This window comes from Vibrio proteolyticus NBRC 13287 (assembly GCF_000467125.1).
Lineage (GTDB): Bacteria > Pseudomonadota > Gammaproteobacteria > Enterobacterales > Vibrionaceae > Vibrio > Vibrio proteolyticus.
Genome location: NZ_BATJ01000010.1, coordinates 1 through 21122 on the forward strand (window position 1 = coordinate 1; position 21122 = coordinate 21122).

Here is a 21122-nt window from a genome sequence, read left to right on the forward strand (position 1 = left end):
CACAGTTAAAACGAAAACAACAAAACCCAGCTTCGGCTGGGTTTTGTTTTATCTGCTGACTATCCATCATGCTCCCTCGTCTCTCCGTGTGTCTCTTTAGATTCACTTCGGCAACACTGTTGAATTTGATATAAAAACCGCTAAGAACATCATCTAGAAGATATTAGGCATAAAAAATCCAGCCGAAGCTGGATTTTGAACGATTGCAGAGCTAACCCTAGGACTCTTGTTAACCAAGCAAACCTAACGCAGCATTTGGAGCTTGTTTGGCCTGCGCAAGCACTGAACTTGATGCCTGAGTCAAAATCTGAGATTTCGTCAACGCCGTTGTCTCTTTCGCGAAATCAGTGTCTTTGATTCGGCTCTTCGACGCGTTCACGTTCTCATTAATGTTGTCCAGGTTGTTGATCGCGTGACTAAAGCGATTCTGGAATGCCCCCAACTCAGCACGGTGGCTGTCAACGTACTTGAGTGCAGAATCAACCACAGCGACTGCTTGCTGAGCACCGCCCACAGAACGAACATCAATGGTATCAACTGTTTCAGCCTGAGGACCACCAATACTCAGTTCACCTGCCAGGCTGCCGCCAAAGGTAGCAGCACCTTCCACTTTGTTGTTATCGGTAAACAACTGCAACTGACCATCTTCGTTCACTGATGCTTTGATCATGTCGGTTTGACCATTGATGTACGTCGCCAGCTCTTCGATGTCATCGCCTTCTTTCGCATTGACGGTGATGTTCTGCGCTGCGCCGAACTTGTCCGTCAGCGAGATCGTCAGATCGTTTGCACCAGCCTGTACCGCCCAGTCTTTGTCCTGACCATTCGCTGCCACATACGCGTTGCCGCCCATCATAACGTTATCGCTGCGCATGTCATTCAGGCTTAGCATAACCGCTTCACCGTTATCTGCACCGATCTGGAAAGACTTGGTGGCAAACGTACCGTTGAGCAGTTTATTACCACCGAATGAAGTGGTTTCTGCGATACGATTCAGCTCGTCATTCAATGCAGTGATCTCTTCCTGAATCGCAACACGCTCAGATTTTGAGTTTGAGCCGTTCGCCGATTGCAGTGACAGATCACGCATGCGTTGCAGAATATTGGTGGTTTCATTCATTGCACCTTCAGCGGTCTGAGCAATCGAAATACCATCATTCGCGTTACGCACCGCTACATCCAGGCCGCGACTTTGTACATTCAGGCGGTTGGAGATTTGCAGGCCCGCTGCATCGTCTTTCGCGCTGTTAATTTTGAAACCTGAAGACAGACGCTCCATCGAGGTCTGTTGTGCATTACTGGCACTGTTCAGGTAACGCTGTGCTGTCATCGCAGACACGTTGGTATTTACATTCACTGCCATAGTGATTTCTCCTGTTGATTTTCCCGTCGAAGCGGAACTTCCAGAAACGGTTTCCGACGTCTCGGAAAACCAAGTCGTTCTCTCAAAGTTACTCTTAGTAGCGACTCAGGACGTAATACCTTTAGCGGAAAAATACAATGTTGCTGAAAAATAACGCACAATAATCCGTTTCTCGAACTGGATAGCAGAAATAGAAAAAAGACCTAAAGTTTCAATCAGGCTGGTCGGGGGAGCGAGTGGAATGGCAGAAAAAGAAAAGCCCCTTTCCTTTGAGAGAACCGGGGCTAGAGTAGTCCGTCAGCGCCTTGTGGAGATCGAGAGAAATGATCACATCACTGACTGACCGTTTACGCAGTGACCCTCCAGAACAGCCAGTGAGAGTGAGAGAGGCTGAACTCGATGATCGCTGCGCATTGCCTGGAAACGCTTCATTAACCCCACGTCTGGGAACAACTTAATGAAGCACTCCAACACTACTGCAGCAAAGTAAGCGCAGAGTTTGGCAACTGTTTTGCTTGGGCAAGAATTGAGGTTCCGGCCTGTTGCAGAATCTGGTTTTTGGTCATCGCGGTGGTTTCTTTCGCGAAGTCGGTATCTTTAATACGGCTGTTGGACGCTTCAACGTTCTCCTGGATGTTGGCCAGGTTGTTAATACTGTGACTCAACCGGTTCTGCTTCGCACCGAGGTCTGCTCGCTGTGAATCCACGTATTTCAGGGCCGAATCGATGATGCCGACTGCGTTCTGCGAACCACCCACGGTGTTCACGTCAATGTTCTGCACGGTTGTGCTGACACCCGGGCCGCCGTTCAGACCAAGTTCGGTCGCCAAGCCACCGGAAATGTTCAAGTTCCCTTGCAGGTTTGGCTCGGCCATAAACAGCTGTAGCTTGCCATCCTGATCGACCGACGCTTTCATTTTGTCTGTCTGACCATTGATGTACGTCGCCAGCTCTTCGATGTCATCTCCCTCTTTGGCAATGATATCGAGGGTCACGGCTTCGCCATCTTGCGTGGTGAACTCGAGTTTCAAATCTTTCGCCGTTGGCGGAACTCCCCACTCTTTGGTCTTGCCCTGCTCCGAGATAAACGACTGACCACCCATGCGGTAATCGTCTGCGCGGATACTGGTCAAGCCCATGATAATCGCTTCACCGGAACTGGCGCCGATCTGAAATGAAGCTTCACCGAAGGATCCGTTCAGCAGTTTACGTCCACCAAAAGACGTGGTCTCGGCGATACGGTTCAATTCGTCCTGCAAAGCCGTCACTTCTTCGTTCAGAGCCTGACGCTCCGACGCTGAGTTAGTACCGTTGGCCGATTGCAACGCCAGATCACGGATACGTTGCAGAATGTTGGTCGATTCGTTCATCGCCCCTTCTGCCGTTTGGGCAATGGAAATACCATCGTTGGCGTTACGCATAGCCACATCCAAACCACGGGACTGAGCCGTTAGGCGGTTCGAGATCTGCAGGCCAGCCGCATCGTCTTTTGCACTGTTGATCTTGTTACCCGATGACAGGCGTTCCATCGAAGTATTCAGATCATTAGACGACTTGTTTAAGTAACGCTGAGCGGTCATCGCCGAGACGTTGGTATTAACGTTGATGGTCATAGTTTGCTCTCCTAGTGAGTTCGCAAGTGCTTGCGAAGCGGCCAGCTTAGTCTCATTTGGAAGCACTGACCGTAAATGCCTTGCTAAATCCGCCCTGAAGCCGATTTATAATTCTGTTTTCACTTAACTGGATAAATACAAGTTGTGTGCCAACTTTTTAACCAATCATGCATTTGAAACAAAACACTTATCATACAATGAGTTACAAAATAACACTCATACCGCTTATGTGTGTCTCGCCTTTCATTGAGCGGCCATTACTATCTTTTGCCGCTGGTTTGCCGCCCGCTTGCCTCCCTACTCCACCTTCGCACATATGGCGTCAGCACATATGGCAACAAAGATCAGATGTAGTTGAACAGCGTTAAATCTTTGGTTTTGCCGAACGCTTGCTGTGAGGCCTGCAACGCACGTGAATTTTCATTGAAATCGATCACGGCTTCCGCATAATCGAGATCCTCAAAATTGCTCTTGGATTTGGCCAGAGCAATCTTGAAATCCTCATGTTGCTGCTCTTGAATATCCAGAGTGCTCATCCGAGCCCCCAGATCGGTACGGGCTTTGTTCAGATGAATAAAAGCCGCATGAAACTCTTCGGTCATCTGATGTAATTTGGCCGATGCCGAAGCATCCGATACGGGTTTGGCTGCCCACTCACGCGTTTGCCGGAATGTATCGAAAATACTGAATGTCTTACGCGGTTCAATGCTGATCACATCCCCTTTGGTGATCTGACCTTTAAACTGAATGCTCAGATCTTCAAACTGAATACCTTGCGCCGGATTGAACTCGTCGGCCTGCACCACCGAACCGTTGCGCTCTAACTGATAACCGAACTTACCGTCTTGCATGTCCACGAACGTCACCTGATACGTGGACTGATCGCTGCCATCTAAGTTGGTGGCTCGCTCCAGCAACAGCTCCGATCCGTCCTGGAGCTGATATTGCGGCTGGTAATCACCAAACGGATTGTCTATTTCCATGAACACTTTACTGCCGGGATCATTGATGGCCATTTCCAGCGTATTGGCCACTTTCATCTTGCGCTGATAATCATCGCCACCGTAGGTCACGTTGCCGGCATTATCGCGAAAGAACGGCTGGTTCTTAGGTTTCGTTCCGGCAAACACATAGTTACCGTTTTCGTCCTGGCTGTTCGCCAGATTCAGCAAGTTATTGGAAATCTCTTCCAGTTCGCGCGTACGTGCCAGGCGATCTTCGGGTGACAACGCACCGTTGATCATTTCCATCACCGTACGTTTGGCATCATCGGCAAAATTTTCCGCCCCCGACACCATCACTTCCTGATGTTCGAGACGGTTTCTGACCAGCACGATCGCGTCCAGGTATTGCTGCAACAGTTGTGACTGCTGACTGGCATTCTGGATATAGTGTGTCGCCAGCGGATCATCACTTGGCTTAAGTAATTTCTTACCCGACGCCATTTGCTCCTGGTTGTGATGCACTTTGGTTTCCTGGCGGCGCAGATCATTTTGCACCGACTGATAGTTATGGAAGCTGGATATACGATTGAGCATTTATCGGCCTCCTTATCTCAGCGCCAGAATGGTATTAAAGGTATCATTGGCGGCCTGCATAATGCGCGATGACGCCATATAGGCCTGCTGGAACTTCATCATATTGGCCGCTTCTTCATCCAGGTTCACACCAGCAATCGATGCTACGCGCTCCTGCGCAGCCTCATTTTCCAGCCGTGCCACATCGGTCAGACGAGAAGCCGTCGACATCTGCAGGCCAACATCGGTATTGAGGTTGTGGTAAATATCCACCACCGTTGATTCGTGATCATTGAGCGTCTTGGCGGTCTGGATACTTTGCATCTTCAGCAGGTTGCCATTATCCCCTTCCGATGGGACAAGATTTGCCGTGAACTTGTCGTTCGGCAATGCGCCGCCGCTGAGGTTAAATGTTGTACCCATTACACTGACCGGGCCCGATGGCGGGTAGCTCTGTGGATCCAGCAGCACATTACCTTTGGTGTCGGTCACGGCAAACTGATCGCCGCCCGGTGAGATCACCACTTCGAATTCACGTAAATCGCCAACTGACGCAATATCAAATTTGGCCGCGCCCTGCGCGAAGGTGGTCGATGCTTCGTAACTCTGCGCGGCAATCAGCGTAGGATCATTAATTGCCATTTTGATCTGCGCAGCGGCATCACGGGTTGGGCGGATGATCACCCGTTCTCCTGCGGCTAAATCTCTGCGAATATCAATGCGTACACCGTCGACAGCAATCGCGCTACCGCTGACCGGCACCACTTTCTGCTCGCCATCTGGCGTCGTCAGCACATAATCTCCGCCATTGTATTGCAGTGAGTATTCGCCCCCTTTGAGCTGAGACGGATCATCGATAAATACCGCCAGATCGGCTTGTGAGTCCGGCGCCTGAACCACACGTGACTTGACCGCTACGTCTGAGTTCACATCGGTAAACATGTTGCGGCCCACGTTGCCACGTAAATCCAGCCCCTGTGACTGCAATTTGTTGACTTCAAACGCAAACGCTGCCGACATCCGGCCCAGTTCGTCCTGCAGGTATGGGATCTGTTCATCACGCATTTTCAGCAAGGCGCCGATTTTGCCATCAATGTCTTTGGTGGTAATGGCTTTGATGCCTTTGCCTTCAACCATCGCCAGACGACGCTCATGGACATCTGGGTAGCCATCAATCATCTTCAGCTGACTCGCTTCCGTCCCGGAGACCAGGGTGTGGCCATTGCCGATGTGGACATTGAAACCTTCTGCATTTTTGCGCGGCGTCACCGTCACTTTGGTGTATTCCGACAGCTCTTTGATCAACTTTTCATGCTGATCCATTAAATCATTATGTGGTCCGGGTGTGCGCATCATCAACCGGTGTAAGTCACGGATTTCCATCCCTAATTGGTTGACCCGCTCAACGGCCACATCAAGTTTCTTGTTGGTCACATCCGACTGGCGGCGAACGGTTTCATGGAAATCGTTCAGGTTTTGTGTCACTAACTGGGCTTTTTCCAGCACCACTTTACGCGCGCCCACATCATTGGGGCTGTCGGCCAGTGACTTCACAGAATCAAACCACTCGTTCACATTTTCGGGGATCTTTTTTGCCGCTACGGAAGACAACATCCCGGACAACAAATCGTAGTTGGCTTCGATGTCCTGTTGCTTGGCAAAGTTGGTGGTAGACAGGTTTAGCTCGTTGACGGCAAACTGATCCCAGGAGCGGCGAACATTTTCCACATGCACGCCCATGCCGTACGTTTCCCCGCCGTACTGGCGCGGCATATTCGTGCCCTGAATCACAGACTGACGACTGTAGCCCTCTGTGTTCACGTTCGAAATGTTATGGCCTGTGGTGTTGAGCTGTCTCTGAGCGGTCAGAACACTTTGTGCACCAACATTCAGAAGATCCGACGCCATATTGCCCCCAAAAAAACCTTGAAAAATCAGTCTTCACTGAACTACTTAAAGTTATTTAGCAATATATATGCCAGAGAGTATATTGGCGGAGCGCCGGTGGTGTAATTAGGATAAAAAGACGCCACCCGCTCGAGGCGGGTGGTGTCATTACATCTGGTCGATTTTCTGTTGGACCTGCAATACCTTATCGGCGTATTTCGGGTCGGTAGCATAACCAGCTTTATGAATCCCGCGGATAAACTGCTCAGAGTCGCCTCCGTGGCGCAGCGCTGTCTGATAACGCGGATTATCGTTCAGAAAGCGGACGTAATCGTCAAAGCTGTCCTGATAGTTGGCGTAGGAACGAAATGCCGCCCGCTCTTTTACCGGTACACCTTGATGATATTCCAGTGTTTGCGTCGCGACTTTGTGACCGCCCCAGCTGCGATCAGCTTTGATATTGAACAGGTTGTTGCTGCTGCCGCGAGCATTATGGATCACTTTCTGTCCCCAGCCGGTCTCCAGTGCCGCCTGGGCCAGCAATAGCGAAGGATCCACACCCAGTGCCCGAGCCGCGCGTTGCGCGTATGGACGCAATGACGAAATGAAATTTTCTGGCGTATCGAACCGGGCCGGTTTATCCACCCTCTGAGTCTGAGAAGCACTGGCCACAACCTCTTCTGGCTGCTCTGCACGTTCCTGACGCACTTGCTTCACACGCTCCATCATGGCTTCAAAATCATCCGCCTTGGCTGCGGCGCCCTGGTTTTTAACAGAGCCTTGACTGAGCTGAGCCACAATCATATCCGCTAGTCCGAGTGAGCCGGAGGCACTCATTTCGCTCGACATCTGTTCATCCATCATCTGGCGGTAGAACTGCTCATTCTGGTTACGCATCAGATCGGATTCGAAACCGCTGTTCGCCTCACGCATCGATTTAAACAACATCGAGGTAAAGATGGCTTCAAACTGTTTTGCCGCTGCGGTCAGCGCCGCCTTTTCACTGCTCTCATCACCGTCCACCGCTTTCTGACGCAGTTTGTCCAGATTCGCGATGTCGTGGATAAAACCAATATCGTTGCCGTTATTAATCATGTATCCACCCTTAAATAATGATCAACTGGCCTTCAATGGCACCCGCTTGTTTGAGCGCCTGAAGTATCGCCATCAAATCCGACGGAGCCGCGCCGACTTCGTTCACCGCCCGGACCAGGTCATCCAGCGTCAGGCCCGGTTCAAACTTAAACATTTTGCCCTGCTCTTCTTTGATTTCGATTTCAGAATCTGGCACCACCGCCGTCTGACCACCTGAAAATGCGTTTGGCTGACTGACATTAAGGTTTTCTTTAATCGCCACCGTCATTCCGCCGTGAGTGACCGCAGCCGGTTTCAGGCGCACATGCTTACCGACCACTATCGTTCCGGTGCGTGAGTTAACGATGATTTTGGCTGCGCCATCCGCTGGATTAAATTCCAGGTTCTCTACCGCCGACAAAAACGCCACACGTTGACTGAGATCTCGCGGGGCACGCACGCGTACCGAGGTCGCGTCCATTGCTGAGGCCATTTGCGGCCCGAGGAAACTGTTAATGCTGTCGGCCATGCGTTGCGCCGTGGTAAAATCTGACTCCATCAGGTTGAACGTAATGTAATCACCGCGGCTGAACGGCGTTGGAATCTCACGTTCGACAATTGCACCGCTGGAGATCATCCCAGCCGTAGGGTTGTTACCAACAATTTTTGAGCCGTCAGCTCCGGTAGCACTGAAGCCACTCACCACCAGGTTGCCCTGTGCAACGGCATAGATTTGCCCATCCAGGCCTTTTAGCATGGTTTGCATCAATGTGCCGCCACGCAGGCTTTTGGCAGAACCGATCGACGAAACTGTCACATCAATGGTTTGCCCCTGCTTAGTGAAAGCCGGCAGATCAGCGGTCACAATCACAGCCGCGACGTTCTTGGTTTTCGGTTTGGTGCCCGGTGGCAACTGAATGCCGAAATTTTGCAGCATGGCATTGAAACTCTGATCGGTAAACGGCGTCGACTCACCGGTTCCCGGCAATCCGGTCACCAGGCCATATCCGACCAGTTGGTTGCTCCGGACGCCTGCTACCTGAGCCACATCCTTAATGCGGGCAGCCTGCGCGCCAGTGGCAAAAAGCATCATGCCTATCAGTAACAGTGTGAGTTTCTTCATTGTGCGTACCTGTTTCTCTAACTGAGCGAAGTGACAATACTTCGACTAAACCTGCTGTTTAGAGAGAGACATTAAAAAATCGTGCCAAGAATCCAGGTTCTTGCATATCCTGGTTGGTGCCCGTGCCGGAATACTGAATCCGCGCATTGGAGATTCGCTTAGAAGCAATGGTGTTGTCGTAATCAATATCATCAGGACGAATCGTGCCACTCAGGCGTACATATTCGTCTCCGGTATTGAGCGTCAACCACTTTTCACCGCGAATGACTAAGTTTCCGTTGGCCAACACTTCAATCACTTCAACCGTGATAGAGCCTGTTAAGCTGTTGCTTTGATTCGCTTCGGCGTTGCCTTCAAAATTGTTGTCGTTGTTCAGCTTGTAGGAGAAATTATAGTCGCCCACATTGAGTTGCTGCCCCCCGACTTCGAGAGGGTCCATGGATGAGTCGTTGCTCTTGGACAAATTGGCATCCGAACTCTTAGCAGCCTTGGTCTTTTCTTCTAGGATCACGGTGATGATGTCTCCGATGCCACGAGGCTTCGAGTCGTCATACAAACTGCTGGCCTGCTGCAGGTTAAACAGTGATCCGGTTTCTGCCGCGTAGTGCTCAGGCTGATGTTTGGGATGAATCGGCGCCCAGGCCGGGTCACCGGCCACCGGATCCGTGCGGCCACGCATGGTGTCCACTAGGCCCGAGCTTTCCTCTGATGCTTTGTCTCCTTCCACCGCATCGACCGTGGTCGTGCCCTGCACCACATCTGACGTTTCCACTTCCGGATCCAGCATCGCGCATCCAGAAAGCAGACAAATACCTAAAACGGCCAGCAAACGAAACATATCGGCAACCCTCGACCTTAAATTACAGTTGTTGGTTCACAAAGCTCAGCATCTTATCCACGGCTGAAATGACTTTCGAGTTCATTTCGTAGACACGCTGCGCTTCAATCATGTTGACCAGCTCTTCCGTGACATTCACGTTGGAGGTTTCCAGCATCGATTGGCGAACTTGCCCAAAGCCGTCCAGACCCGGCACGCCTTCTTGCGGATCACCACTGGCGCCCGTCGGCAGGTAGAGGTTCTGGCCGATTGGCTCAAGACCACCTGGGTTGACAAAGTCGACGGTCGCTATCTGACCAACCACCTGGTTGTCCTGCTGTCCACGGACACGCACCGACACTTCACCGTCGTTGCCGACCGTAATGCTGATCGCATCATCGGGGATCACGATCTCAGGCTCGAGCGAATATCCAGAGCCGGATGTCACGATCGCACCTTCGTCATTCACGGTAAATTGACCATTGCGCGTGTAACCAATGTTGCCGTCCGGCATCAGGATCTGGAAGAAACCGTCCCCTTCGATCATCATGTCGAGACTGTTGTTGGTGGTCTGCACGTTACCTTGGGTATGCACTTTCTGCGTAGCGACCACTTTCGAGCCCGCCCCTAACATCAGACCGCTTGGCAACTCGGTGTTCTGGGAAGACTGACCACCTGGCTGATTGATGTTCTGATAAAACAGATCTTCAAATACGGCGCGACTCTTTTTGAAACCGATGGTCGAGGCGTTCGCCAGGTTGTTGGAAATCGTTGAAATATTGGTTTGTTGTGCGTCCAGACCAGTTTTACTGACCCATAATGCCGGTTGCATAATAATCTCCTAATTGATCAGCTCATACGAAGCAGTGAATCGGATGCTTTATCCATATCCTCAGCGGTACCCATCATTTTGACCTGCATTTCAAACTGACGTTGCAGGTCAATCAGACTGGTCATTTCGCCGATGGCGTTGACATTACTGCCTTCAATCGCACCGGTGAGCAGCTTAACGCCGGCATCCGCTTCGTATGCCGCATTGGGGTCTTTAGCACGGAAAAGACCATTGGTGTCTTTGAACAAATCCTGATTATTGGTGCGGGTCAGCTTGATTCGGTCAACCACTTCGATAGCATCCGCCGGAGCGCCCTGAGGAACCACCGAGATCGTGCCGTCGTTACCGATTTCAATTTTGCTGAGCGGGATCGGCAGCGTAATCGGCGCGCCATTCTCCCCCAGAACCAGATGGCCGGAAGCATTGCTTAATAAGCCATTGGTGCCCACATGCAAATTACCGTTACGAGTCAGGCCTTCACGGCCGGTTTTATCCATCACGGAAATCCACCCATCCCCCTGAATGGTGACATCCAGATCCCGGCCTGTGGTAATCACACTGCCCTGCTCGAAGTTATGGCCCGGACGTTCTGTCATGCTAAAAACACGACTTGGCAACCCTTCACCGTAGGCCTGCATTGAACGGGCTTGCGCCAAATCAGCACGGAAACCCGTGGTACTGACGTTTGCCAGGTTGTTCGCACGCAGTTGCATTGCCTGCATGTTTTGCTTAGCGCCACTCATGGCGAGAAACAGTGCGCGGTCCATAAATTGCTCCGATAATCTGAGTTCACGATCATCAAAAGCAATTGGCGTGCCAATTTTTATTTAGCATATAAATCAGGTAATTAAGATGGTTTTATTCGAGAAAGAGGCAAGCTTGCCGCCATGAACGCGGCAGATGGCAACCATACCAGACCGGCGGTTGCCGCCAGTCTGGTATGCAGAGGATTGCTGATAGGGATGTATTAACGAATCTGCAGGATATTTTGTTGCAGTTGGTTGTGAACTTCCAGAGAGCGAGAGTTGGCCTGGAAGTTACGCTGCGCGGAAATCAGATCCACCAGCTCTTGAGTCATATCGATGTTCGACTGCTCAAGCGTACCGTTGTTAATGGTACCAAACGACCCTTTGTTGGATTCCCCCCAGATCTTGTCACCAGAGAACTGCGTTGAATCCCACTGAGTGCCACCTTTCTTATCCAAGCCCTGCTCATTCGGAACCCGAACCAGCGCTACGCGACCCAGAGTAACGTTTTCACCGTTGGAGTAAGTACCCAGCACACTGCCGTTTTCATCGAAATCAATTTTGGTCAAAAAGCCGGTTGTGGCTCCATCTTCATCAAACTTGGTCAGCTCAAATGGCGCCGCAAACTGGGTGGCAGAGTCCAGGCCAAATGACAGCACCTGATTTGGATCCGCACCGTTGAGATCAATCGGGTTTGCCCCAGTCCCCAAAGGCTCAGACACAATATTCTGACCGTTATTCAAACTGGCCAAAGTACCGTCGTTGTTAAACTTCATGGTGTGTCCGACATGACCGCCCGGCGTTGACGCATCACCACCTGTAATATTCAGGGGCTTTTCGCCAGCAGAATCCGTCACCGTGTAGTAGGTTTGCCAGGTGTTCGGCTGGGTCTGATCTTTCACGTAGTACGTCGTCAACTTATATGACTGACCCATTGAGTCATAGATTGTCGAAGACGTTGAACGGTTATACGTGTCCGGATCAGTGAAATCAAACAGGGTTGGATCTTTCAGATCGCCATTGGCGGGCAGGTTAACCCCGACTTCGATGTTGGAAGTCTGTTTCGGCTTACCGAACTCCGCAGGAATGTTCAGCGGCTGCGGCTCATAAGAGCTCACATCACCAGTATCCGGATTGACTTGATAACCAAGCAAAAACTCATCGTTAGATGTCACCATGTAGTTGTCTTTGTTGAGGTGGAAAGCACCGTTACGTGTCAGCTCGTTCTGCTGAGGCACGAGGCGATCTTTTGCCACGGAAAAGAAACCGGTTCCCGAAATCCGCAAATCCATTGGGTTGTTGGTATAAATACTGGAACCTTCATGAAATTGCTGAGCAACCTTGTTTGCCTGAACACCCTGACCAGCGGTGGTCTTGGAGTTGGTAAACAAAGAGTTCGAGTACACATCACCAAACTCCGCACGCGACTCTTTAAAGCCGAATGTGTTGGCGTTGGCAATGTTGTTACTGGTGGTGTTCAGATCTAACTGAGCTGCGGAAAGACCGCTTAAAGATACATATGACATTCCAAAATCTCCTCTCTGGCGCGCTTACGCTTTGCCCACTTCTAGTACTTCAGCAAGTCGAACTGGCGAATCAAAGCCAGCCAGATTGAGCAGTACGTTACCATCACCTTTACCAAGAAGAACGCTGTTGACGTTTGCGTAAGTCGATACTTCAAACTCTTTGCTCTCCCCATCCAGCAAACCTGCGGCTTTCACCTTGTATTTGCCGGCCGGCAATGGGTTACCGTTTTCGTCTTTACCGTCCCATTCGACACGGTTGTCACCGGATGGCTTTGCCCCCACATCAAAGGTTCTGACCAATTGACCCGCCTCGTTTTCGACTCGGACCATCAGGTTATCCACCGACTGGGGTAACTTCACCATCGCGGCCATGCCTGCGTCATCTTTCTTCACGCCGGCTGCCCCTGGCACCAATACATCACGACCTACCAGAGACGAAGCCTGCAGCGCCTGATTCGACGTCATCGACGCATTCAGTGTTTCAAACTGATTGTTCATTTTGCCGATACCATCAACCGTGGCAAATGAAGCCATTTGCGCAATCATCTGGTCGTTACTGACCGGCTTAAAAGGATCCTGTTGAGCAAGCTGCTTGGTGAGCAGCGACAAGAAGTCTTCCTGTTTCAGGTCTTGCTTACCGGTAACTTCCGCGTTCTCTTTCTGCTTTTGCTCTTGAAGACTTTTAAGCTGGTCAACATAGGACAAGCCGCTTTGACCAACCTGATTAATTCCGGCCATTACGTTACCTCCTTATCCTTATTGACCCATCTGCAGCGTACGCAGCAGCATTTGTTTACTCGCATCTGCTACCTGAACATTCGTTTGGTATGAGCGGGAAGCAGAAATCATGTTTGCCATTTCTTCCATCACGTTGACGTTTGGCTTGTAGATATAGCCTTCATCATTCGCAAGAGGGTGGTCCGGGTTATACTCCGCCGTCAGTGGTTTATCACTTTCAACAATCCCCAACACTTTCACCGGCACGTTGTCGTCGCGATTGTAACGTGCTTTGCTTAACTCGGCGCCAAAAACCGCGTGGCGAGCTTTGTAGGTGTCTTTGGCTGAGCTTGAGACACTTTCCGCGTTCGCCAGGTTACTGGAGGTCGTGTTCAGACGAACAGATTCAGCACTCATTGCGGAACCAGTCACATTGAATACATTAAATAAGCTCATCTAAATCATTCCCCTTTAATCGCTTTCGTTAAGTTCTTGAATTTACTTCCCAGGAAGTCAAGTGACGCTTGGTGGCGAAGCTGGTTTTGCATAAATAGGTTACGCTCCAGATCCACATCGACCGTGTTACCGTCACCGGTGTCGGGTTGCGTTGGCATGCGGTACAACTTTTCCCCTGTCACCCTGGTTGAGGCAGAAATATGCCGACCATCGGTTCGGCTAAGACCAATGCTTGCCTCCGATGTTGCCGCCTGTAGCGCTTTCTGAAAATCAACACCGCGGGCCTTGTACCCCGGTGTATTCGCTTGTGCAATGTTGGTGGAAATCACCTCAGCATTGCGCTCACGAACCCCTACCGTGTACTGATGGATACCCAGAGCGTTGTCAAAAGAAATTGCCATATCTGCCTCTACCCAAAGAACTGACTCTTTACTAACTAGAACTCTGCAATTAGCGTACCAACTTGAAATTGCCACACCTCGACGCCGAGTTCCGGTCAGATTTGCAATAATTACGCCGTTTTTACTCCACGCTCTTTATGGCGTTAACAAAAAACGTGGGATCTTGGAATGTCTTCTTATCTATAGCGGAAAACAAAAAGCCCGGCAAATAATGCCGGGCTTTAGGAGGAGGAAACGATTTACTTCAGTTTGTAGATGATACCAGGATTGCAGCGCACCATTTCAAAACGATCCGTCAAACCGGTCAGTGACTCAGAAGCCCCCAACAGCAGATAACCGCCAGGATTGAGGCTGTTCGCCATCTGGTTCAATACCTTAGACTTCATATCCGGAGAGAAATAAATCAAGACGTTACGACAGAAAATCAGGTCAAACTTGCCCAGCAGAGCATAGCTGTCCATCAGGTTCTGTGGGCGGAAGTTAACCATACGCTTCACGTTGTCTTTAATCTTCATCCGTCCGTCACCGGCATCTTCAAAGAAGTTGCGACGACGCTCTGGAGACAAGCCTCGCCCTAACGCCAGATTGTCGTACACGCCCGCGCGGCAGACATCCAACATCGTGCTGGAGATGTCGGTCGCCGTGATCGACACCGATGGCAGCATGCCTGGTTTACGCAACTGAGTTTCGAGGATCGTCATGGCAATTGAATATGGCTCTTGCCCTGATGAACTGGCCGCCGACCAGATCTTAATTGGCCGTTTGTTGGCGGCCACCTCTGGCAGCAACTTCTCGGCCAAGACCGTGAATGGGTAAGAGTCACGAAACCAGAGCGTTTCATTGGTTGTCATGGCATCCACGGCGGCAACGCGCAACTCACGATTCCGTCCAGTCACGACATCACGGAGCAACTCAGACAACGAGCCCAGTTTAAACTTAGTCACCAAAGGGCTTAAGCGACTTCTAACCAAATACTGCTTACTGTCTCCCAGTACGATACCGCATTGGGATTCTAAAAAACGGCTAAAATCTCGATATTCTTGATCGCTTATAGTTATCGCTGTCATTAATGTCTCTTTTAATTTGTCAGTGCAGTTTTCACCGCATTACCAAGCTCATCCGGGTTAAATTTCGCGATAAAGGTGTTGGCGCCCACTCGCTCCACCATAGCCTGGTTAAAGACTCCACTCAGGGAGGAGTGAAGAATAACATACAAATCTTTCAGATCCGCATTTCGACGAATCTCAGCAGTTAAGGTATAGCCGTCCATTTCCGGCATTTCAATGTCAGAAATCACCAGAGAGATCTGTTCATAGATGCTGCCTTGAGCAGCCATTTCGACCAGTTTCTCGTACGCTTCTTTGCCATCTTTGACCGATACGACTTCAAAACCGATCGACGCAATCGCACGCTCAACCTGTTTACGCGCGACCGTCGAGTCATCAGCAATCAGGATGCGACGAACAATTTCTTTTTCCTGTTCAGCCTCTGCAATTCCCTGACCAATAGATTCATCCATGGTCTCATCCACCGGCGCAATCTCAGCCAGGATTTTTTCAACATCAAGGATCTCGACCAATTCATTGTCGATGTTGGTCACTGCGGTGAGGTAGTTGGCTTTACCCGCACCGTCTGGAGGCGGCAAGATGGCTTCCCAGTTCATGTTGATAATGCGTTCAACCGACGTGACCAAAAAGGCCTGAATCGTTCGGTTGAATTCCGCAATCACCACAAAGCACTTCTCGACGTCTGTGGTTGGACGGCCTCCAATGGCCAGACTCAAATCAATCACAGACACGGTATGGCCGCGAATATGAGCGACACCTTTCACTAATGGGTGAAGGTTTGGCATGGAAGTCAGCTTAGGGCACTGCAGTACCTCTTTAACTTTAAATACGTTGATGCCGTAACGTTGACGTCCCATTAAACGGAACGTTAACAGTTCTAATCGGTTTTGACCGACGAGTTGTGTACGCTGATTCACTGAATCAAGGATACCCGTCATAAGCTCATCTCCATTCAAACTTTGATGCGAAAAATGGTAGTCTAACTCTGGCTAAGTGACGAACAGGGAAACAAAATGCCTTTTTTGCGACAAACTTTGCGCCCGGCACCGCCCGGAGCCTGCAGACTTATATATAGTAATGTTTTTTTGTTTATCGGCTTATTGTCGTTTTTCTTTAGCCTTTCTGTCTATGCGGCCACACAAGAGCAAATCGTCAATATTCAACAAGCTGCTGAACAACATATTTTGTCGACCGTCGAATGGCCAGTAGGCGGTAAGCTAGATGCGAACGCCTCTAATGTCGACTCTCGTATATTTGCCACCGACTGTCCAGCGCCGCTACGTACATCCGCCAGCTCGAACAATCCATCTGCAAGCACCATCACGGTTTTGGTGGAATGCCCTGAAGATGACTGGCGTATCTATGTGCCAGTGCGCCTGTCTCTGTCCGGCCCTCAGGTGACCTTGGCTAGCGCCTTACCGAAAGGTCATATCTTATCGGCATCCGACTTAAATATCACCATGGTCGATCTGAACCGCTTTCGTCGCGAGGGTTTTGCCGATACGCACGAAGTGATTGGCGCTAAGCTCAAGAAAAGCATGCGTCTTGGCGAAGTGCTCGAAGCGCGTGATATTTGTGTAGTATGCCGCAATGAGAGTGTACTGATAAAGGCGATGAATAAAGGTATGACCATTACGACGAAGGGCATCGCCTTGACCGACGGCTCACTCGGTGAACAGATTAGAGTGAAAAATAGTAAATCCAATCGTATAATTGACGGAAGAGTAACCGGTATTGGCGAAGTCACGGTGCAATTTTAGAGAGGTTGGTCCCGAAAACCCGGGATAATGAACAAACCGTTAAAAATTTCTAAAGTAATCTTTTTGACTGTCGATATTTACTACGCAGGTTTTGATTTTTGTAAATAGGGCTTTTTATGGCAGGCATTGATAACATTCGCTCTGGTCAGACGCTGACGACTTCGACCCGAAGTAGCGCGCGAACAGAGAGCAACAAGACTTCAGGCAACGAGAGCGTCAGTCACTCGGCCTCCAATCAGGACGCGGTGTCACTGAGCTCGCAAGGCAAAGCGATGGGTAAAATGCACAGTGAAATGGCAGCGCAACCGAGTTTTGATAAAGCGAAAGTCGCCGCAATCAAAGAAGCGATTGCCAATGGCTCATACACCGTTGATCCGGAAAAACTGGCGGACAACATGATCAAATTTGAAAAAGAGCTGGGCGGCCTATAACCTGTCACTGACTCTCACAAAACCTGTAAGTAAATTATGGCTGCATTAAAAGGATTGGTGGAATTTCAACTTCAGAGCGCAACGGCCCTCTCTTCTCTGCTCGAGAAAGAAAAAGTCGCGATCGCCAATCGTGTATCCAAAGACATCGAACAACTGGCCAAGCAGAAAATTGAGCTGATCGCTCAGCTTCAGCAAACCGATGAGCGGATTGGCCGACATCCGGATGTTGACACGTTGAAAACGGATCCTGAACTTAGCCCTATAGTTCAACAGATCCGTGCGATCATACACGATTGCCAACAAGCGAATCAGATCAACGGTGATGCCTTGCAACGCGCACAATTGAGCTTCAACAAGCTCAATAACCTAATGCAACAAAGCCATGGCAAAATAGGCATGACCTACAATGCCGGGGGGCAAACTCATACCGTGTCCACTCTGGGTACCAATATAAAAGCCTGATGACAAAGCATAATAAAAAAGCGGCAATCAGATTGCCGCTTTTTTCGTTCTGGAGATATTGAGAGAAAAACTCAGAATAGCGTCTGCTGACGTTTGTCCGGCACGACCTGTACTTCGCCGTAGTCACGCAGTTTGTCCATCTTACGGATATCCAGACGCAGCTCAGTGACATAGCTGTCACCCACCTTATACGCACGTACCACTTCAGCACCACGGATCACACCGTCAACCGCGCCTGAGGTAAATTCAGTTCCTAATCGCTGATCACGCAGATCGGCCCGGCCGCTAACGCGCATGCCGTACACCTGCTCCGCTAGCTCACGGTACGCATCGATCTTCGAAGCGCGCATGGCCCGAACCTGACGCTCTTCTTCATTGCGGCCTTTTTGTTCACTGATGCTGGCATAGCCAACTGCAGTCAGCCAGTCATCCGGACGCATGGTCGACAGTGGCTGACATCCCACCATAACGAGTGCCATCACGAGCAATAATACTTTTTTCATAACCACTTACCTATGGACGAAGAATGACGGTGTGAGGTTGAGAGATGTATGGATTCGAGCGAATGATCACCCCATCCTGAGTGCGCATGCTGTTGAGCGTATCCAGATCGCGGCCGATGCGATCCGCTGGTAAAAAGCCCTGAGCGGTAGCGACCACAACACGTGACTGCATCCCGACAACCCGCGCATTGACCAATACCCCGCCTTCTTGACGCAGCATGGTTCCGGTCAGCACAAACTGAACATCCTGCTCGTGAGATAAGTCCTTCCAGTCACGACTGAAGGCAAAGTCACCTTGCTGCGTAACCTGAATGGAGCCGGTCGTTTTATAATCGACCACCTTGAAACCACGACGCTGAAACTGGTGAATAAACCCTTCCGATACCGTATTCCCCAACCAGTTGGTGGCATCCATGTTCTGCAGATCCACAAACGAGGTAATCGCGATCGGTGTGCGCGCCGAAATACTGGTATTCGACACCATTAAATCCTCGGTCATACTTTCGACGAAAAAATCGATGGTATGACGCGGGCTATCCATCAACATAAACTGCGAGCCCTGGTATTGCTCCTTACCATTGTATATTGGAGCATAGGCACACGCTGTCAGCACAAATGCTGACAAAAAGGGGAGCCACTTTTTCATTCTCATTTTCTCCAGATTTTTTAAGGCATGCTCCACCGTTGGTTTACCGACGCAAAAAGTGGAACGCTACTTGCTATTCTGTTTTGGCAACTATTCAGAAAGGCAATGCCTAAATCAGCTAAGATTTGAAAAGCAAAAACTATACCTAACTGGCGAAAAGCATGAAAAAAAACTTTATTCTCCTTTTATTATCGATACTTTGCCCAGCCAGCCTGTCATTTCAGGCGCAGGCAGCGTGGTATGAAGTGACTGGCACCGCCACAATTGTGTCGTCCGAAGAGCAAGCCCGATTGCATGCCCTGGAGGATGCCCTGTATAAGGCGGTCAGTTTTTCGGGTGCGGATATCGGCAGTATCTCCAATTTGCAGCCATTCCTGGAAAAAAACCGCAAGGAGTACCAGTTTACCAACCATGAAGTACGTTACATTCTGGTCGAGAAAGAAAAAAGTCGCGGCGGCGTGATGCAAGTCAGAGCCCGGGTTGACATTTACCCATCGGCAACGGGTTGCCACGTCAGCCAGTATAAAAAGACGTTTCTGGTCGGCAATATTGATGTCGAATCACCTCAACAAGCCGTGATGGGGCAAATCTACAGTCTGGGAGACGACTTTGCTCAGGTCATTAACCGCCAGCTAGACAGTGAATCGGCCAGTTTTGTTACCGTTGGCACCACCGATTACGAAATCAATAAGCGGTATCCGGAACGGTTGAAAATGATTGCTCAGGATACGGGCGCGCAATACATCATCGGCGGACGTATCACAGACCTAACGGCCACCATCGAACAGAAAGTCCTTAAAGACGATGTGATTAACCGTCAGTTTGCCATGGAACTGCAAGTGTTTGACGGGAAAACCGGCCATGAGATTTATAAGCGCAATTACCGCGAACTGGCACGCTGGCCATTTGCCAAAACCAGCCAGGTCGACACCAAGAGCGCGCGCTTTTGGGCTTCCACGTACGGTGAAATGATGCTACGAGTGAGCCGCAATATCATGCTGGATCTGGAATCGGAGCTGTCGTGCAAAATTTCACTGCCGGAAGTAGTGGCTAAGTTCGGCAACACCATCACCATCGATCTCGGCCGTGTACATGGCGTCAAACAAGGTGATCGACTCAAACTGTGGCACACCAGTTCGTTCATTGATCAAAATGGTCTGCCGCGCAATAAAGTCACGGAAAGCGAAATTACTCTGACGGTCTCCCGTGTGTACGAGAGTGAGGCAGAATTGTCAGTTGATCAAGATGACCTGGCCAGCAGCATCCAGATTGGCGATGTAATGCACAAACTCATGTAATTTAAGGTATTACCCCTTAACTTACGCATAGAATTGAGTATCATATCGCGGTACCACGCTCCCGTGGCACAGCTGGATAGCGCGGCCCCCTCCTAAGGGGCAGGTCACAGGTTCGAATCCTGTCGGGAGCGCCAAATATCAAAAGCCCGGACTCAATCATGAGTCCGGGCTTTTTTATGCCCTCATAAAAATCAGCCAGTTAAGTCAAACAGGCATGTCATCTGTTGTCTCACTGACTAAAATCCCTCGCCATCACTTCACCAAATGTATCGATTCAACTAAAATTATTATTAACAATACTATCGATAATAAAAGATGAAAAAGAGTAATCTCATTACGAACACCGGTCACCGCTTTATTTCCAAAGCCAAGACCGCATACAAGATCCACATCCACACACCGGATGATACCGTGCTGCATCGCTCGGTAGGGTATGTTCGTATCGGGGAAAAACGTGGCTTAAAAAAGGCAATCAAGATACGTAATGAGTTGGGCCGGGCGATGTGGGGCAAGTTCTGGCGGCGCCTGCTAAAAGACCCTTACCTGATGACACGCCTCCCCCATTCTGTCGAACCCAAAATCATATATAAGCCCAGACCCACAAAATCGAACCCGGATTACAAAGACGAATGCTACATCGCGGCTTGGCGTACCTACGATGACAATGGCAGACTCACGTACAAAAGTGTGGTGTGTTCCGTCAGTAAGCACGGTCGGTTGGGCGCTTATACCAAGACGAAGAAAGCATTACTTGAAGCGAACAAGGATAACCTGGAGATTCTGGAGTTCATGGGACGTCTGAGCAGTATCGATCTCAAATGAGCGCTACAAAAAAGCCCCGGAGCAAGGCTCCGGGGCTTTTTATTCATCTTCTACAGAATTC

At 50.1% G+C, this 21122-nt stretch carries 22 protein-coding genes and 1 tRNA gene; 6 read left to right on the top strand and 17 right to left on the bottom strand.

Going from position 1 to position 21122, the window contains the following annotated elements; translation table 11 throughout:
• Nucleotides 1-229: 229 nt before the first annotated feature.
• From VPR01S_RS12890 to VPR01S_RS12960, 15 genes are all read right to left on the bottom strand, one after another.
• Nucleotides 230-1363, bottom strand: coding sequence for a flagellin (locus VPR01S_RS12890; protein ID WP_021705777.1), 1134 nt, complete (start codon nt 1361-1363; stop codon nt 230-232).
• 473 nt (nt 1364-1836) lie between these two features.
• Nucleotides 1837-2976, bottom strand: a complete 1140-nt coding sequence (locus tag VPR01S_RS12895; protein WP_021705779.1) for a flagellin — start codon at nt 2974-2976, stop codon at nt 1837-1839.
• 344 nt (nt 2977-3320) lie between these two features.
• Entirely contained in the window at nt 3321-4514 is a 1194-nt protein-coding gene (gene flgL, locus VPR01S_RS12900) for a flagellar hook-associated protein FlgL (RefSeq protein WP_021705780.1), read from the bottom strand.
• A 12-nt stretch (nt 4515-4526) separates the two neighbouring features.
• Nucleotides 4527-6401, bottom strand: a complete 1875-nt coding sequence (flgK, locus tag VPR01S_RS12905; protein ID WP_021705781.1) for a flagellar hook-associated protein FlgK — start codon at nt 6399-6401, stop codon at nt 4527-4529.
• Between the two features lie 147 nt (nt 6402-6548).
• Nucleotides 6549-7475 carry a flagellar assembly peptidoglycan hydrolase FlgJ gene (gene flgJ, locus VPR01S_RS12910; RefSeq protein ID WP_021705782.1) on the bottom strand — a complete coding sequence of 309 codons (927 nt, stop codon included), beginning with the start codon at nt 7473-7475 and terminating at the stop codon, nt 6549-6551.
• Between the two features lie 10 nt (nt 7476-7485).
• Nucleotides 7486-8577 (bottom strand): flagellar basal body P-ring protein FlgI, encoded by a 1092-nt coding sequence (locus tag VPR01S_RS12915; RefSeq protein WP_021705783.1) that lies wholly within the window; start codon nt 8575-8577, stop codon nt 7486-7488.
• A 58-nt stretch (nt 8578-8635) separates the two neighbouring features.
• Nucleotides 8636-9415 (bottom strand): flagellar basal body L-ring protein FlgH, encoded by a 780-nt coding sequence (gene flgH / locus VPR01S_RS12920; protein WP_021705784.1) that lies wholly within the window; start codon nt 9413-9415, stop codon nt 8636-8638.
• A gap of 22 nt (nt 9416-9437) precedes the next feature.
• Entirely contained in the window at nt 9438-10226 is a 789-nt protein-coding gene (gene flgG, locus VPR01S_RS12925; RefSeq protein WP_021705785.1) for a flagellar basal-body rod protein FlgG, read from the bottom strand.
• 17 nt (nt 10227-10243) lie between these two features.
• Complete coding sequence (locus tag VPR01S_RS12930; RefSeq protein WP_021705786.1) at nt 10244-10993, bottom strand: flagellar basal body rod protein FlgF; 750 nt, start codon at nt 10991-10993, stop codon at nt 10244-10246.
• A 200-nt stretch (nt 10994-11193) separates the two neighbouring features.
• A complete protein-coding gene (flgE, locus tag VPR01S_RS12935) occupies nt 11194-12498 on the bottom strand; it encodes a flagellar hook protein FlgE (protein WP_021705787.1) in 1305 nt (434 codons plus the stop codon).
• 24 nt (nt 12499-12522) lie between these two features.
• Complete coding sequence (gene flgD, locus VPR01S_RS12940; RefSeq protein ID WP_021705788.1) at nt 12523-13236, bottom strand: flagellar hook assembly protein FlgD; 714 nt, start codon at nt 13234-13236, stop codon at nt 12523-12525.
• An 18-nt stretch (nt 13237-13254) separates the two neighbouring features.
• Complete coding sequence (gene flgC / locus VPR01S_RS12945; RefSeq protein WP_021705789.1) at nt 13255-13671, bottom strand: flagellar basal body rod protein FlgC; 417 nt, start codon at nt 13669-13671, stop codon at nt 13255-13257.
• Between the two features lie 5 nt (nt 13672-13676).
• On the bottom strand, nt 13677-14072 hold the full coding sequence (flgB, locus tag VPR01S_RS12950; protein ID WP_021705790.1) for a flagellar basal body rod protein FlgB: 396 nt from the start codon (nt 14070-14072) through the stop codon (nt 13677-13679).
• Nucleotides 14073-14311: 239 nt separating this feature from the next.
• A complete protein-coding gene (locus VPR01S_RS12955) occupies nt 14312-15139 on the bottom strand; it encodes a protein-glutamate O-methyltransferase (RefSeq protein ID WP_021705791.1) in 828 nt (275 codons plus the stop codon).
• An 11-nt stretch (nt 15140-15150) separates the two neighbouring features.
• Nucleotides 15151-16077, bottom strand: a complete 927-nt coding sequence (locus VPR01S_RS12960; protein WP_021705792.1) for a chemotaxis protein CheV — start codon at nt 16075-16077, stop codon at nt 15151-15153.
• Nucleotides 16078-16152: 75 nt separating this feature from the next.
• On the opposite strand from VPR01S_RS12960, the gene flgA reads away from it, so the two are divergent.
• From flgA to VPR01S_RS12975, 3 genes are all read left to right on the top strand, one after another.
• Nucleotides 16153-16899 (top strand): flagellar basal body P-ring formation chaperone FlgA, encoded by a 747-nt coding sequence (gene flgA, locus VPR01S_RS12965; protein WP_040902751.1) that lies wholly within the window; start codon nt 16153-16155, stop codon nt 16897-16899.
• A gap of 116 nt (nt 16900-17015) precedes the next feature.
• Nucleotides 17016-17330 (top strand): flagellar biosynthesis anti-sigma factor FlgM, encoded by a 315-nt coding sequence (flgM, locus tag VPR01S_RS12970; protein ID WP_021705794.1) that lies wholly within the window; start codon nt 17016-17018, stop codon nt 17328-17330.
• Between the two features lie 36 nt (nt 17331-17366).
• On the top strand, nt 17367-17792 hold the full coding sequence (locus VPR01S_RS12975) for a flagella synthesis protein FlgN (RefSeq protein ID WP_021705795.1): 426 nt from the start codon (nt 17367-17369) through the stop codon (nt 17790-17792).
• Between the two features lie 71 nt (nt 17793-17863).
• Here VPR01S_RS12975 and flgP read toward each other — a convergent pair whose 3' ends face one another.
• On the bottom strand, nt 17864-18295 hold the full coding sequence (gene flgP, locus VPR01S_RS12980; RefSeq protein WP_021705796.1) for a flagellar assembly lipoprotein FlgP: 432 nt from the start codon (nt 18293-18295) through the stop codon (nt 17864-17866).
• A 10-nt stretch (nt 18296-18305) separates the two neighbouring features.
• Nucleotides 18306-18941: a FlgO family outer membrane protein gene (locus tag VPR01S_RS12985; protein WP_021705797.1), complete on the bottom strand. Its 636-nt coding sequence runs from the start codon at nt 18939-18941 to the stop codon at nt 18306-18308.
• Between the two features lie 161 nt (nt 18942-19102).
• Here VPR01S_RS12985 and VPR01S_RS12990 point away from each other — a divergent pair, with 161 nt between their 5' ends.
• From VPR01S_RS12990 to VPR01S_RS13000, 3 genes are all read left to right on the top strand, one after another.
• The gene (locus VPR01S_RS12990; RefSeq protein ID WP_021705798.1) at nt 19103-20239 is read left to right on the top strand and encodes a flagellar assembly protein FlgT; all 1137 of its coding nucleotides are present in this window, start codon (nt 19103-19105) and stop codon (nt 20237-20239) included.
• A gap of 57 nt (nt 20240-20296) precedes the next feature.
• Nucleotides 20297-20373 (top strand) — tRNA-Arg (locus VPR01S_RS12995).
• A 181-nt stretch (nt 20374-20554) separates the two neighbouring features.
• Nucleotides 20555-21061 carry a hypothetical protein gene (locus tag VPR01S_RS13000; RefSeq protein WP_021705799.1) on the top strand — a complete coding sequence of 169 codons (507 nt, stop codon included), beginning with the start codon at nt 20555-20557 and terminating at the stop codon, nt 21059-21061.
• Nucleotides 21062-21122 lie beyond the last annotated feature (61 nt).